This is a genomic window from Janthinobacterium sp. (assembly GCF_009923995.1).
Classification (GTDB): Bacteria; Pseudomonadota; Gammaproteobacteria; order Burkholderiales; family Burkholderiaceae_D; genus Janthinobacterium.
The window spans coordinates 1-14,069 of the sequence record NZ_RFSK01000028.1; the positions used below are offsets into that span (position 1 = coordinate 1).

At 64.8% G+C, this 14,069-nt stretch carries 12 protein-coding genes; 4 read left to right on the forward strand and 8 right to left on the reverse strand.

The features are described 5' to 3' along the window. Positions 1-80: 80 nt before the first annotated feature. The 5 genes from EBS11_RS15055 to EBS11_RS15075 form a co-directional block, all read right to left on the reverse strand. Positions 81-1,073, reverse strand: coding sequence for a chemotaxis protein CheB (locus EBS11_RS15055; RefSeq protein ID WP_290603921.1), 993 nt, complete (start codon positions 1,071-1,073; stop codon positions 81-83). 215 nt (positions 1,074-1,288) lie between these two features. Next, positions 1,289-2,032, reverse strand: coding sequence for a DNA-binding protein (locus tag EBS11_RS15060; protein WP_290603923.1), 744 nt, complete (start codon positions 2,030-2,032; stop codon positions 1,289-1,291). Positions 2,033-2,182: 150 nt separating this feature from the next. Continuing rightward, positions 2,183-2,800: an LON peptidase substrate-binding domain-containing protein gene (locus EBS11_RS15065; RefSeq protein ID WP_290603925.1), complete on the reverse strand. Its 618-nt coding sequence runs from the start codon at positions 2,798-2,800 to the stop codon at positions 2,183-2,185. Positions 2,801-2,867: 67 nt separating this feature from the next. Further along, positions 2,868-4,106: a DEAD/DEAH box helicase gene (locus EBS11_RS15070; RefSeq protein WP_290603927.1), complete on the reverse strand. Its 1,239-nt coding sequence runs from the start codon at positions 4,104-4,106 to the stop codon at positions 2,868-2,870. Between the two features lie 119 nt (positions 4,107-4,225). After that, positions 4,226-6,448 (reverse strand): TonB-dependent receptor, encoded by a 2,223-nt coding sequence (locus EBS11_RS15075; protein ID WP_365955492.1) that lies wholly within the window; start codon positions 6,446-6,448, stop codon positions 4,226-4,228. A gap of 239 nt (positions 6,449-6,687) precedes the next feature. Here EBS11_RS15075 and asd point away from each other — a divergent pair, with 239 nt between their 5' ends. After that, on the forward strand, positions 6,688-7,536 hold the full coding sequence (gene asd / locus EBS11_RS15080) for an archaetidylserine decarboxylase (protein WP_290603929.1): 849 nt from the start codon (positions 6,688-6,690) through the stop codon (positions 7,534-7,536). A gap of 17 nt (positions 7,537-7,553) precedes the next feature. On the opposite strand, the gene EBS11_RS15085 is transcribed toward asd, so the two are convergent. Continuing rightward, entirely contained in the window at positions 7,554-8,459 is a 906-nt protein-coding gene (locus tag EBS11_RS15085; protein ID WP_290603931.1) for a LysR family transcriptional regulator, read from the reverse strand. 125 nt (positions 8,460-8,584) lie between these two features. Between EBS11_RS15085 and EBS11_RS15090 the strand changes: the two genes are divergently transcribed. Both EBS11_RS15090 and EBS11_RS15095 read left to right on the forward strand, forming a co-directional pair. Beyond that, positions 8,585-9,184: an NAD(P)H-dependent oxidoreductase gene (locus EBS11_RS15090; RefSeq protein WP_290603933.1), complete on the forward strand. Its 600-nt coding sequence runs from the start codon at positions 8,585-8,587 to the stop codon at positions 9,182-9,184. A gap of 57 nt (positions 9,185-9,241) precedes the next feature. Next, a complete protein-coding gene (locus tag EBS11_RS15095) occupies positions 9,242-10,117 on the forward strand; it encodes a pirin family protein (RefSeq protein ID WP_290603935.1) in 876 nt (291 codons plus the stop codon). An 81-nt stretch (positions 10,118-10,198) separates the two neighbouring features. Here EBS11_RS15095 and EBS11_RS15100 read toward each other — a convergent pair whose 3' ends face one another. Then, on the reverse strand, positions 10,199-10,639 hold the full coding sequence (locus EBS11_RS15100) for an LptA/OstA family protein (protein WP_290603937.1): 441 nt from the start codon (positions 10,637-10,639) through the stop codon (positions 10,199-10,201). A 177-nt stretch (positions 10,640-10,816) separates the two neighbouring features. Between EBS11_RS15100 and EBS11_RS15105 the strand changes: the two genes are divergently transcribed. Beyond that, positions 10,817-11,764 (forward strand): cation diffusion facilitator family transporter, encoded by a 948-nt coding sequence (locus EBS11_RS15105; protein ID WP_290603939.1) that lies wholly within the window; start codon positions 10,817-10,819, stop codon positions 11,762-11,764. A 39-nt stretch (positions 11,765-11,803) separates the two neighbouring features. On the opposite strand, the gene EBS11_RS15110 is transcribed toward EBS11_RS15105, so the two are convergent. Continuing rightward, positions 11,804-14,056 (reverse strand): bifunctional (p)ppGpp synthetase/guanosine-3',5'-bis(diphosphate) 3'-pyrophosphohydrolase, encoded by a 2,253-nt coding sequence (locus tag EBS11_RS15110; RefSeq protein ID WP_290603941.1) that lies wholly within the window; start codon positions 14,054-14,056, stop codon positions 11,804-11,806. Between the last annotated feature and the right edge of the window lie 13 nt (positions 14,057-14,069).

Here is a 14,069-nt window from a genome sequence, read left to right on the forward strand (position 1 = left end):
GGGGCGGCAAATTTTTCTCTGCTGACATAGACCTTCTTTACGATAGACGCGTGCGCGACACGGCGCGACAGGGCGCTATTTTAAGCCAGCAAGGTTCGCCTGAGCACATCGGCCTGCTCGCGCGCCTGGCGCGCCCGGGCGCCGTACTCGCTGGCCGCGCCCGGATGCAGCCAGGCATGTGCCTTGGCGGCCAGGTCCAGGTACAGTCTTTCCTTTTCCTGCAAGGCCCGCACGGCGGCCCAGATGGCCGCTTCCGCCTTGTCGTGCTGCACTTCGCCGAGGATTTTCGCCGTGAAACCGTGCCCCGTATGGCAGCGGAAGCGCTGCGGCTGCTGGCCGTGCAATTCCCATAGCGTGCCCTGGCATTCCGGGCAGGTAAACGTCGATGGCGAGGCGATCTTTTCCAGTTGTTCCATGTTTCCCACTCCCCGGGCAAAACGGTTTTCCATGGCGATCCAGTGGGGCGCAGGCTGCTGCGGCTGGGCCGGCTGGGCCGATGCCGGCTTGCCGCTGGCCAGCGCCAGCAGGGCCGGCGCGATCTGCGCCACCGGCAGGCGCCAGTCCACGTCCACATGGTCGATGGCGCTTTGCGGCATCGATGGCGCCACGGCCTCCGACGGCTCCTGCACCAGCACCTTGCCGCCGCAGGCCTTGATGGCTTGCAGGCCCGCCGTGCCGTCGTCCAGGTAGCCGCTGAGGATCACGCCCACGACCTTGCGCCCATACGCGGCCGCCGCGCTGCGGAACAGGGGATCGATGGCGGGACGCGTGTGGTTTTCCTTCGGTCCCCGCGTCAGTTCGATGCAGGGCTGGCCGGCCGCGCTGACGACCAGCATGTGCCGGTCCGGTGGCGCCAGCAGGATGCGCCCGGGCCGCACGGGCTCGCGCTCCTCGGCAAAGCGCACGGGCAAGGCGGAAGTCTTGCCGAGGATCTCGGGCAAGACGCTATGGCGCGCCCCCAGGTGCGCGACGGCCAGCACGGGGGCCGGCATGCTGGCGGGCAGCGCGGAAAAAATGGCGGACAAGGCTTCCATGCCGCCCACGGAAGCACCGATGAGTATCAACACCTCCATGCCAGCCCCTTTCGCGCCCAGGTCCAGCAGTCATTCTGCTGTGGCTTGAAGCACGATTCCGTGCGCTGTATAACCGAGGGCACTACGACGCATCGACGCCTGGAAAAAGCGTCGCGAGCGGAAGGGAGAGGTGGCCGAGAAGCGCTACCGCACTCAAGTGCGGTGAGCATCGCAAGCTACCGATACCGACGCGCAGCAGCTTCGGCCAGGCGTTCTCAGACCGGCGTTTTGAAGATGGGATCGACGATGAACTGCTGCGCCTTGATGCGCAGGGTGCGCTCTTCGTCCAGCTCGGCGCGCGTCTCGCCCAGCTCTTCGCGCTCCGCTTCCAGTTCCAGGCGCACCGTGGCCAGTTCCGTTTCCACGCGGGTCAGGCTTTCCAGCTTCAGCTGGGCCTGGATCAGTTCCGCGCGGGCCGCTTCGGCCGCCTCTTCCAGGCGGGGGATGCCTTCGAGCTTGAACTGTGCCTTGGCCAGGTCCATGCGCGCCTGCTCGGCCGCCTCTTCCAGGCGCGGCAAGCCTTCCAGGCGCAGCTGCGCCTTGGCCAGGTCCGTGCGGGCCTGGTTCGCCACCTGGCGCTCGCGCTCGAGTTCCTCGCGCAGGGTGGCCAGCTCGCCTGCCTGCAGGTCGAGCAATTCCTGCTGGCGTTCGTTCTCGCTAGCCAGGTCCATCAATTCCTGTTGATTGTCGTTCATCTCGGCTTCATGCGCGCTGTGGCTGGCGCTCAACTCCTGTCCTACAAAATCGAGGATGGCCTTTTGCAGCACGGGCGACAGCTCGGCGGCAGCGGCGATCTGGCGCTGGGCGCCGGCCTTGCGGCGCTGCAGCAGCTTGCTGATGGTGCCCAGGCAGGCACCATTGCCCAGCCGCTCGCGCAAGGCGCGCACGGTGACGGCCTGGCCTTCTCCCGCCAGCGCTTCCATTGCCGCATTGATCTGTTCCGCGCTTACTTTTGCCATGTCGTCCACTCTTGAATGTTGCTCAGGGTCATCTGGGACTATCTTTCCCAGGGGCATCATCTTATGCCAGCGGCGGCAAAGCGTAAAGTATTTCTCAATAGAAATTGCAATTGCACAACGGAATCGCGTGCAAGCATGCGGCCCGGCGCCTCATTCTTCGAGCAGGCCGTTTTCGGTCAGCATGTCCTGCACCAGTTCCAGGCGCAGCACGGGATTGTCCTGGCTCAGCAGGAGCTGTTTCTGCATGGCGCTCAGCGACAGCAGTTCGCACCAGCGGTTCGCCACCCAGCCGCACTCATCGAGCCGGTAAGGCGGCTGCAGCGGCATCTGCTCGGGCGGGATCTTTTGTTCCTGCAAGGTGCGTATCAGCGCGCCCAGCGCATCGGCCACGTTCTGCTGTTCCTGCGGGATGGGAATGATCTTATCGGGCGGCAAGGTTTCAATCCGCGCCGTCCACAAGCCGTGTTTCAGCTGTTCGCTGGCCACGATGTGAAAGCGCTGCTGGCCCATGCATTTGATTTGCAGCAAGCCGGACAGGGGCGCGGCCCAGTCGATGACGCGCGCCAGGGTGCCCACGGGGGCCAGGGTTTCCCGCTGGCCCGGCTTGCGCACTTCCGTGCCGTCCAGCAGCTGCACCACGCCGAAGGGCTGCTCGCCCATGATGCACTGGCGTATCATGTCCAGGTAGCGCACCTCAAAGATCTGCAGGGGCAGATAGCCATCGGGATACAGCACCGTATTGAGCGGGAACAAAGGTATCGAGGTCATAGGCGCATGATGGCACGAATGGCATATCCGTGCAGCGCGCCTTGCCCTGCCTGGCCAGCGTTCCCGCTTACTTGTAGAAGCGGCGTTTTTTCGCCCGCTCGGCCGCCTTCGGCGCCAGCACTTTGACGACCTTTTTCTGGATGGTGCCGCCGGCGGACGTGCCCGGCACGCGGTGCTCCGCCTCGAAGCCCCCTTCCTCGCTGCGTTTCAGGGTTTGCCGGGTCAGCGCTTCCACGGCCGACAGCAATTCCACTTCATCGGCGCAGACGAGGGAAATCGCCTCGCCCGAGGCGCCCGCGCGGCCCGTGCGGCCGATGCGGTGAATGTAATCTTCCGCGACCGTCGGCAAGTCGAAATTGACGACGACGGGCAGCTGGTCGATGTCCAGGCCGCGGGCAGCCACGTCGGTGGCCACCAGCACCTGCACCTCGGCCGATTTGAAACGGGCCAGTGCACGCAGGCGGTTCGGCTGCGTCTTGTCGCCGTGGATGGAGTCGGCGCGCACGCCCTGCTCCAGCAAGGTGTTGACCAGTTGTTCCACGCCTTTGCGCGTCTTGACGAAGACCAGCACCTGGCCCCAGCGCTTTTTCTTCAGCAGGTGCAGGAACAGTTCCGGCTTGCGCTTCTTGTCGCACACGATGACGGATTGCTTCACGGCCTTCACCGTGCTGTTGCGCGCGCTCACCTCCACCGAGACGGGGTCCTTCAGCATGGTCTTGGCCATGGCGCGGATGGCGTCCGAGAAGGTGGCCGAGAACAGCAGGGTCTGGCGCTGCTTGGGCATGCTCATCAGCAACAAGTCCAGCTCGCGCTCGAAGCCCAGGTCCAGCATGCGGTCGGCCTCGTCCAGCACCAGGGTCTGCACCTGCTCGAACTTGACGGCGCCCTGCGTCTGCAAGTCCAGCAAGCGGCCCGGCGTGGCCACCAGCACGTCCAGGCCCTTGCGCAGCTTGCTGATCTGCGGCTCGATGGGCACGCCGCCATAGGCGACAAAGCTGCGCAGCGGCAAGTTGCCGCCATAGCTGCGGAAGCTGGCATAGACCTGTTCGGCCAGTTCGCGCGTGGGCACGAGCACGAGCACGCGCACGCACTGGGGCGCCACCACGCCTTCCAGGGTCAGGCGCTGCAGCAGGGGCACGGCAAAGCCGGCCGTCTTGCCCGTGCCCGTCTGCGCGGCGGCCATCAAATCGCGGCCCGCCAGCACGGCCGGAATGGCTTGCGCCTGCACGGGCGTGGGCTGGGCATAGCCGAGCTCATCAAGTTTGCGGACGAGGGGATCGATCAGGCCGAGGGAGGAAAACGTCATGGGAAAGGCAATCTTGGCAAAGGAAAAGGCGGCGCACACGGACGGGCCCTGCGCGCGATTGCCGAGATTATAGGCCAGCGGGGCTGCCGGCCACGGTTTTCACCGATAAAACGTGTCCGTCAGAACTTCATTTCCATCGTGGCGCGCGCCTGCGGCGAGCTGGGCGAAATGCTGTTGCGGATGATGGTACCGCTGGGGTCCGTATAACTGCTGCTGCTTTCAAAATCCTGCGCCAGCAGGTTCGACATGGCCAGGCGCAGCTGGTTCTTCGCATCGAATTTCCACAGCGCATAGATGTCGAGGTCGCGCCGCGGCGTCGTATAGGCGCTCTGGCGCTCGGTGATGCGCACGGGGCCGCCGTTGCGGAAATTGAAGCTGCCGCCCGTCGTCAGCATGCCATCGGGGGTCTTGTAGTCGAGGCCAAAGTTGCCGCTGACGGGGGTTTGCTGGTCGAGCCGGTTATTCGGCCCCGGTACCTGGTCCACCTGCGACCAGTTGCGGCTGATGCTGGCGCGCAAGTCCAGCGCGGGCACGGGCGCGGCCAGCACGGCGCGCAGGGGGAACTTCGCTTCCAGCTCTACCGTCTGCGTATTCGCGCGGCCGTCGTTGACGGGCGTGGAGACCCAGCGGTCATTGATGAACAGCAAGCCCTGGCGCGTGTAGCCGTCGATGCGGCGGGCCGAGGCGCGGGCGCTGAGCAAGGCGCCTTCCGCCCAGTAATGCTCGTACGAGGCATCGATGCCCAGCGCCAGCTCCGGCTTCAGGTTCGGATTGCCCTCGCGGTCGGGCTCGCTCTGGCTATTGTTCGTGGACAGGCTGCGGCGCGGAATCAGATTGCCCGTCTGCGGCGCCTTGTAGGTGCGCGTGAGGGCCAGGCGCACCTGGTCGCCCTTGGTATCGGGCAACTTCCACAGGGTTTGCAGCAGCGGGCTCCAGACGCTGCTGCGCTGCTGCACGGCATCGAAGCTGTCGCCATCGCTGCGCGTGTCGATGCCTTCCCAGCGCACGCCCGCATACATGGACCAGCGCGGCGTGATTTCCCACTCGTCCTGCGCATACAGGGCCAGGCGCTTGATGTCGGCGTTGTAATCCTCGTCGCTGTTGACGGGCGGGCGGCCGCCAGGCAGGGCCAGCTCGCGCTGCCAGCGGTCTTCCTCGCGCCGCGTGAAGGCGCCGTCCCAGCCCATGGACAAGGCATGGCCAGGGACCCAGGGCGCCGAATACTTGCCCGTCGAAGACAGTCCCCGCTCCGACGCTTCCACCCGCACGGTGCGGTCCAGCGCCAGCCCCACGCCGTCGATGTCGCCCACGGGGCGGCCATCGGCCGTGCTGCCGCTGCCCGATGCGCCGAACTTGAGTTCGAGCTTGGCGCCCCCTTCCAGCTTGTGCACCCAGGTCAGGTCGGCACGCCCGTAACGGAAGTCATTGTCATTCTGGCTATCGGTGGTATCGTAATCGGGGCGCATGCCCAGCTCGGTTTCACTGCGGCTGTGGCTGCGGTTTTCGCTGCGCCCCGCACTGAGGAAAAACTGCGCCGTCAGGGTGTCGCCGCCGGCCAGCGTCCAGTTCAGCCTGGGCGACAGGTTGACGCCCTGGGAGCGGCCGTCGCCCGTGCCATTCACACGGCGCAGCAAGCTCTGCGCGCCATCGGGCAAATAGGCGAGATCCATGCCCGGATTGTCGTAGTGGTAATCGAAGCGGTACAGCGCGCCTGCCAGCGAATACGAAAAATTACCGTCGCGGTCGGACAACTGCACATTCAAGGTCGGCGAGAAACTCACATTGCTGCCCTGCACGCCCAGCTTCACTTCGCGCTGCGCCGTCTTGACGGCCTTCTTCAGCACCACGTTGATGGTGCCGGCGATCGACTGCGTGCTGTATTCGGCGCTGGCCGCGTGCAGGATTTCGATGCGCTCGATGACGTCGGGCGACAGGGTATCGAGCGAAAAGCCGGCCGGCGCCCGTTCGCCATTGAGGAGGATCTGCGTGTAGCCGCTGCCCAGGCCCCGCATGCGGATCTCGCCGCCCGAACGTCCCGCCGCGCCGGAAACCGTAATGCCGGGCAGGCGCTTGAGCACGTCGGTGACATTCGTGTCGCCATACTTGAGGATTTCCTCGCTGCTGACGATCATCTTGCTGGCCGTATCATCGCGGCGCGGATCATAGCCGCTGCCCTTGACTTCCACCGTCTGCATGGCGGGCGCCGCAGGCTTTTCCGCCTTCGGCGGCGTGGCGGCGACGGGATCGGCGGCGGATGCTTCGGATTGCTGGGCCTGGACATGGCAGGCAAACAGGACGGCGGAGGCAACAACGGTGAGGCGCAGGGTACGGCGTGGCATCATGACTGGGCTGAAAAAGTTGGCTGAATAAAAATGGCTAAATGCTAAAAAACAGGCAGCCGTATTTTGCGGCAATTTTGCTCTTATGGCACAGTTTCTCGAAAATATTTCCTATAGCAAATTAAATTCGGTGCAAGCCCAGGAAAGCCACCGTGCCGCGCAGCCCGTATCATTGCGCGCCACATCGCCGCTATAATGCGTTTTCATCATTGTTCCCATCCCCCCGTCAAAGGCTTCCCATCGTGTCTGACCGTCTTGCCGTCCTGCCCCAATATCTGCTTCCCAAGGGAGCGTTGACCAACTTCGCCGGCCGCATCGCCGGCGCCAAGGGCGGCGCCATGACCACCCGGTTGATCCGCTGGTTCGTCGGTCGCTACAACGTCAACATGGATGAGGCGCTGGACCCGGACATCACGCACTACGCCAGCTTCAACGACTTTTTCACGCGCGCCCTGCGCCCCGATGCCCGTCCCCTCGCCAAGGCCGACTACGTCTGCCCCGTCGATGGCCGCATCAGCCAGTTCGGCACGATCGACAAGGACCAGATCTTCCAGGCCAAGGGCCACCACTTCAGCACCACGGCCCTGGTGGGCGGCGACGCGGCCCTGGCGGCCCGGTTCGAACACGGCAGCTTCGCCAACCTGTACCTGAGCCCGCGCGACTACCACCGCATCCACATGCCGTGCGACGGCCGCCTGACGCGCATGATCTATGTGCCCGGTGAACTGTTCTCCGTCAACCCGACGACGGCGCGCGGCATTCCCGGCCTGTTCGCCCGCAACGAACGCGTCGTCTGCGTCTTCGACACAGCCAATGGCCCCTTCGTCATGACCTTGGTCGGCGCCACCATCGTCGGCAGCATGGCCACCGTCTGGCACGGCGTCGTCAACCCGCCCCGCACGGGCCAGGTGCGCGACTGGAGCTATGCGAACGACAATGTCGTGCTGAAACAGGGCGAAGAACTGGGCCGCTTCCTGCTCGGCTCCACCGTCGTCATGCTGTTCCCGAAAGACACCGTGACATTCAATGGCGGCTGGCAGCCGGCCGGCCCCGTGCAGCTGGGCGAAGTCATGGGCAACCTGCCCAAGTAAAGTATCCTGACGCGCGCCTACACGGGCGCGTCCGTCCGGTACATTTCTTCCATCAAGTCCAGGAACGCCCGCGTCTTGGCCGGCATCAGGCGCCGGCCGGGAAACACGGCCCAGCCCGTGACCAGCGGGAAACTCCATTCCGGCAGCACCCGCACCAGCTCCCCCGTCGCCACGTAGGCCTTGGCAAAGCGGTCCGTGCTGGCCGCGATGCCCACGCCCGTGCAGGCCATGCGCACCAGCAATTCCGGAGAATTCGCCAGCAGGCGCACGGGCAAGTCGCGCTCCCACGTCGTCTTGCCGCGGATCAAAGTCCAGTGCACGAGACCATGCACGGAACGTGGCAGGCTGAGCAAATCATGGCCATATAAATCGTCGGGATGCTCGGGCAAGCCGTGCACGCTCGTGTATTGCGGCGAGGCATACAGCGCCAGGGTGCTGAAGGCCACGCGGCGCGCGGCCAGGCTGGCGTCGTCGGGCAGGTTGCCCATGCGGATGGCCAGGTCGAAGTTCTCTTCCAGCAAATCCACGCGGCGCGCCGACAAGTCCAGTTCCAGCGAAATGGCCGGATAGCGGCGCACGAACTCGGCCAGCACCTGGCGCATCAGGGTATCGCCGAAGTCGGCCGGCATGGAAATGCGCAGCAGGCCGCTCGGTCCCGCCTGGCGGTGCTGCGCCAGCGCGCCGGCCGCCTCCGTTTCTTCCACCACCTTGCGCGCATGCTCGAGCAGGCTGGCGCCAAATTCCGTCAGCGCCAGCTTGCGCGTGGTGCGCAGCAGCAGCCGTTCGCCCAGCCGCGCTTCCAGCTGCGAGATGCGCCGCGACAGGGTCGACTTGGGCAAGTCCACGCGCACGGCGGCGCGCGAGAAACTGCCGCATTCGACGACGCGGGCAAACAGCAGCAAATCTCCGGGATCGATATCCATATCCTTACCTTTACACTCGATTGTTCCACTGATGGATTAATGTTATCCATTTTAACGGCTTCCGCATCGATTTTGGAATTGCTATAGTTCATCCATCGCAAGACACCTCACAACGGAGAAACAAGATGAACATCCTGCAAATCAATTCCAGCGCCCGCAGCACCGGTTCCGCCTCGACCCGCTTGGCCGATGCCATCGTTGCCCGCGTGCAAGCAGCCAACCCTGAAGCCACCCTGGCACGCCGCGACCTGGCCGCCGAACCGCATCCTGTGCTCGACGAGCCGACTCTGCAGGCGCTGTTCACGCCAGCCGACCAGCGCACGCCGGAACAGGCAGCCCGCATCGCCCTGGACGACGCCCTGATTGCCCAGGTACAAGCGGCCGACGTCATCGTCATCGGCGCGCCCATGTACAACTTCGGCATCACCGTGCAGCTGAAGAGCTGGTTCGACGCGATTGCCCGCGCCAACGTCACCTTCAAGTACACGGAAACCGGCCCCGTGGGCCTGTTGACCGGCAAGAAAGTCTACGTGGGCCTGTCCCGCGGCGGCCTGCACCGCGATAGCGCGCACGACAGCCAGGTGCCTTACCTGAACACCATGTTCGGTTTCCTGGGCATGACGGACGTGCAATACGTGTATTCCGAAGGCATGGGCATGGGTCCGGAAGCCGTGGCCAAGGCGCAAGCCCAGGCGGACGCCGAGATCAACGCGATTCTGGTGTAATCCCCAGCAGTGAAAGGGACGGCGCACTGGCGCCGCCCTGGCCTAGAGGAGAGAACAATGAGCGATACCACCGCTGTCAACAAGCCACGCGCCGTCGAGCGCGTGATCGCCGGCCAGGCCGTCATGGATGGCGCCGGCGTGAAGATCAACCGCGTGCTGACGCAGCAGCTGCAGCGCCGGCTCGACCCGTTTTTGATGCTGGACAACTTCGCCAGCGACCAGCCGAACGATTACATCGCCGGCTTCCCCGAGCATCCGCACCGCGGTTTCGAGACGGTGTCGTACATGATCACGGGCCGCATGCGCCACAAGGACAGCGCGGGCCATGAAGGCTTGCTGACGTCGGGCGGCGTGCAATGGATGACGGCCGGCAGCGGCGTGATCCACTCGGAAATGCCGGAACAGGAAGAAGGCGTGATGGAAGGTTTCCAGTTGTGGCTGAACCTGCCCGCGCGCGACAAGATGCGCACGCCGTGGTACCGCGATTTCACGAGCGAGGAAATCCCCCGCTACACGACGGACGGGGGCGTGGCCGTGCAAGTGATCGCCGGCGCCAGCCATGGCGTGACGGGTGCCGTGCAGCGCGAGCTGACGGAGCCGCTGTACCTCGATATCGATTTGCCGGCGGGCAGCAGTTTCGAGCAGCCCTTGCCGGAAGGCCATAACGCCTTCCTGTACACCTTCCGCGGCGAAGTGCAGGTGGACGGCAAGGCCGTGCCTGCCCTGCGCATGGCCATCTTCGCCAACACGCCGGGCAGCGACGGCGTGCGCATCGAGGCGCCGCAAGGCGGCCGCGTGATCCTGATCGCCGGCAAGCCGCTGAATGAACCCATCGCCCAGTACGGCCCTTTCGTCATGAATACCCAGGCGGAAGTGTTCCAGGCCGTGCAGGACTTCCGCGAAGGCAAGTTCGGCGAGACGGCGGCGCAGTAAGCGCATTGCCGCCCTGAAATAAAAAGCGCGCCGGGCCTGGGGCCGGGCGCGCTTGCCTGCCTTGCGGCAGCATGGAATGGCTCAGGGTACGGCGTGCTGCGCCAGCAGGCGGCCATCCGCCTCCGGCTGCGGCTGGGACGCAGCGGGCAGGCGCACCTTGCCGTCGACAAACAGGCGCTGCAGCTTTTCTTCGTAGATAATTTTCCCGCCTTCACCATCGATCCAGCCCGCGCCCTGCCCCGGCAGCTTCTTGCGCACGGTCGCCGTCTTGCCGGCGGCCGCCGTCAAGGTATAGGTCTTGAAACCGTCGGCATCGCTGTGCATGTGCAGGGTATCGCCCCGCATGTGCAGGGTTTCCGTATCCAGCCTGACATTGCCCGTCAAGGTGCTGCTGCGGCGGGCAGGGTCCATCACCGCATGCTGCGAGTGCATGACGGCATTTTCCGCCAGCACGGCCGGTTCGGCCAGGGCCGCGGCCGGAGCCAGGCTGGCGGCCAGGGCCAGTAATATCCATCGTTTCATCGTATCCTCCCGGTGCGCCGCCAGCACGGAGAGGCTGGCATGGCCCGGCCATTATGCAGAACAAAGCGGCGCCAATTCTCTCCATTTCCCACCCTGCGACGGCACGGCAGCCGCGCCGGGTACATCGCCGCGCCAATTCCTTTACACTAGCGCAACTATCATCAGCCGCTCACTGCCATGCACGACACCACCGAACACGACGCCACCCACCTGCACGCGCACCGCAAAGGCGACGCCAAGCATACCCATTCGTTCGAGGGGCGCAGCCAGAGCATCCTCGCGTGGGCGCTGGGCCTGACCCTGTCGTTTGCCGGCATCGAGGTGATCGCCGGCTTCCTGTCCAATTCGCTGGCACTGATTTCCGACGCGGGCCACATGGTCACGGACGCGGCCGCGCTGGGCCTGGCCCTGCTGGCGCAGATCATCGCGCGCCGCCCGCCGTCGCCGCGCCACTCGTTCGGCTTCGGCCGCGCCGAGGCGCTGGCCGCCTTCGTCAACGGCCTGGCCATGCTGTGCGTGGTGGGCTGGATCTGCTATGAAGCCGTGCTGCGCTTTTCCGCCCCGCAAACCGTGCAAGGCGGCATGGTCTTCATCGTCGCCTTCATCGGCCTGCTGATCAACCTGGTGGTGGCGTGGGTATTGTCCAAGGACAAACAAAGCGTGAATACGCGCGCCGCCCTCGTGCACGTGATGGGCGACTTGCTCGGCTCCGTCGCCGCCATCGTCGCCGGCGCCGTGATCTACTTCACGGGCTGGATGCAGATCGACCCGCTGCTGTCCGTGCTCGTCTCCCTGCTGATCCTGAAATCGACGTTCGGCGTGCTGCGCGAGTCCTACCACTTCCTGATGGAAGGCGTGCCGCAGCATATCGACTACATCGAGGTAGGCACGGACGTGGAACAGGTGGAAGGCGTGATCGCCGTGCACGACCTGCACGTGTGGGACATGTCGCCGGGCCAGCCGGCCCTGATCGGCCACGTGGAAATCGAGCACCTGGACCACTGGCCGAAGGTCTTGCGCGCGATCAAGAAGATGTTGTTAGCCAAGCATGGCATCGACCATATCACCCTGCAGCCGGAGACGGCTGCCATGGCGGGATTGCATGCGGGTGACAAGACGCATTAAAACCGGGGTCTGACCCGGCGGGTCAGACCCCAAGATACGCTAACTTCGGCGTGCCTCCAGCACCCCGCTCACATCCTTGATCACATTCAGCGCCTTCAACAACTGCGCCGTCGAGCTGATCTCGGCCGTAAAGGTCATGCGGGCCTGGCCCTTGGCGCTTTGGGTGTTGACGCCGATCACGTTGATCTTTTCGCGCGAAAAAATTTCGGAGATGTCGCGCAACAAGCCCTGGCGGTCGCCGGCGAGGATGAAAATATCGACCGGGTACACCGTGTCGTGCCCGCCCGTGCTGCCCCACTCCGTGAAGATGACGCGCTCGGGTGCCTTGGCGCGCATTTCCTCGAAATTCTTGCAGGTGGCGCGGTGGATGGAGACGCCCTTGCCACGCGTCACAAACCCCACGATGCTGTCCGGCGGCGCCGGCTTGCAGCACTTGGCCAGCACCGTCATGAGGCCTTCCGTACCCACCACCAGCACGCCGGACTTGGCGCCCTGCTCCACGCTGGAAGCGCGGCTCTTGCCCACCAGTACGGCGTCTTCCGGCACCACCACTTCGCCATTGTCGTGCAGCGCCTGCTCCACGTGGCGCAGGCTGAATTCATCCTTGCCCACCGACAGGAACAGCTCGTCGACCTTGGCAAAGCCCAGCTTTTGCGCCAGCGCCTCGAGGTTGACGGCCGTCTTGCCTTCGCGCTGCAACGATTTTTCCACCAGCGCGCGGCCATGGGCCAGGGTTTCCTGCATGTCGATGGCGTGGAACCAGGCGCGGATTTTTGACCGCGTGCGCGTGCTGACGGCGTAGCCCGCGCTGAGCCAGTCGCGCGACGGCCCGGCCGTGCCCGGCGCGCCCTTGGCCGTGATGATTTCGCACGTCTGGCCATTCTTTAATTGCGTATTCAGGGGCACCATGATGCCGTCGACCTTGGCGCCGCGGCAGCGGTGGCCCACGTCCGTGTGCAGGTGATACGCAAAATCGACGGGCGTGGCGCCCACGGGCAATTCCAGCACGCGCGCCTGCGGCGTCATGACGAAGATGCGGTCATCCAGGGTGGCGGACTTGAGCTTTTCCACCCATTCGCGCTGGATTTCTTCCTGGCCCACGACGGCGTCGGCCACCTCCGTCTTCCACGCCAGCAGCTGGCGCAGCCAGGCGATCTTCTCGTCGTATTTCTGGCCGGCAAAGTTCGAACCGCCCTCTTCCTTGTAGCGCCAGTGCGCCGCCACGCCGTATTCGGCAAAGCTGTGCATTTCATTCGTGCGGATTTGCACTTCCAGCGGCCGGCCGTCCTCGGCCGTCACCACCGTGTGCAGCGACTGGTAACCGTTGGGTTTTGGCCGCGAAATGTAATCGTCGAATTCCTTCGGGATGGGGGTCCAGATATTGTGCACCACGCCCAGCACCGTGTAGCAGGTCTTCACGTCGGCGACGATGACGCGGAAGGCGCGTACGTCGTACAGGGCCGTGAAGTCCAGTTCCTTGCCGCGCATCTTGTTCCAGATGCTGTAGATATGTTTCGGGCGGCCAAACACTTCCGCCTGGATGCCGGCCGAAGCCAGCTCCGTCTGCAGGCGCAAAATGGCCGAGGATACGAAGCCCTCGCGCATCATGCGCTTTTCTTCCAGCATCTTGGCGATGCGTTTATACGCTTCCGGCTCGATGAAGCGGAAGGACAGATCTTCCAGTTCCCACTTCAGCTGCCAGATGCCGAGGCGGTTGGCCAGCGGCGCGTACAAGTCCAGCGTTTCCTTGCCGTACTCGCGCGTCATTTCGTTGAACAGTTTCAATTCAGCGAAATAGCGCAAGGTCGTCACGCACGCTGCCAGGCGCACCAGCACGACACGCATGTCGGAGGCCATCGCCAGCAGCATCTTGCGCAGGGTTTCCACCTGGGCCACGGCTTGCTGCGCCGCATTCTTGCCCCGGCCGGCGCTGCCGCCATGCTGCGCCTGGGTCAGCGCGCGCAAGCGGATCAGCTGGCGCACGCCCGTGGCCAGGTCGCACACCTGCTTGCCGAAGCGCGGCTCGATATCGGCCGCGGTGTCCGGCTCGAGCAGGGTCAGCTCGAACATCAGGCCGGCGATGCGCGTTTCCGCATCGCTGCGCAGGAAGGCCAGGGTGGTGGCCACGCCGACGGCGAAGTCCAGCGCGGAGCGGCCGGCAAAGGTCAGCTTGTCGCCATACGCGTCGGTGGCATACGCGAGCGCGTCCAGCACGCGCGCGCTGTCCGGCGCACTCAGGCCCTCTACCAGTTGTTCCGAGGTGGCGCTATTCGGGGCCGAGATGGAAACCATGTGATACCTTATA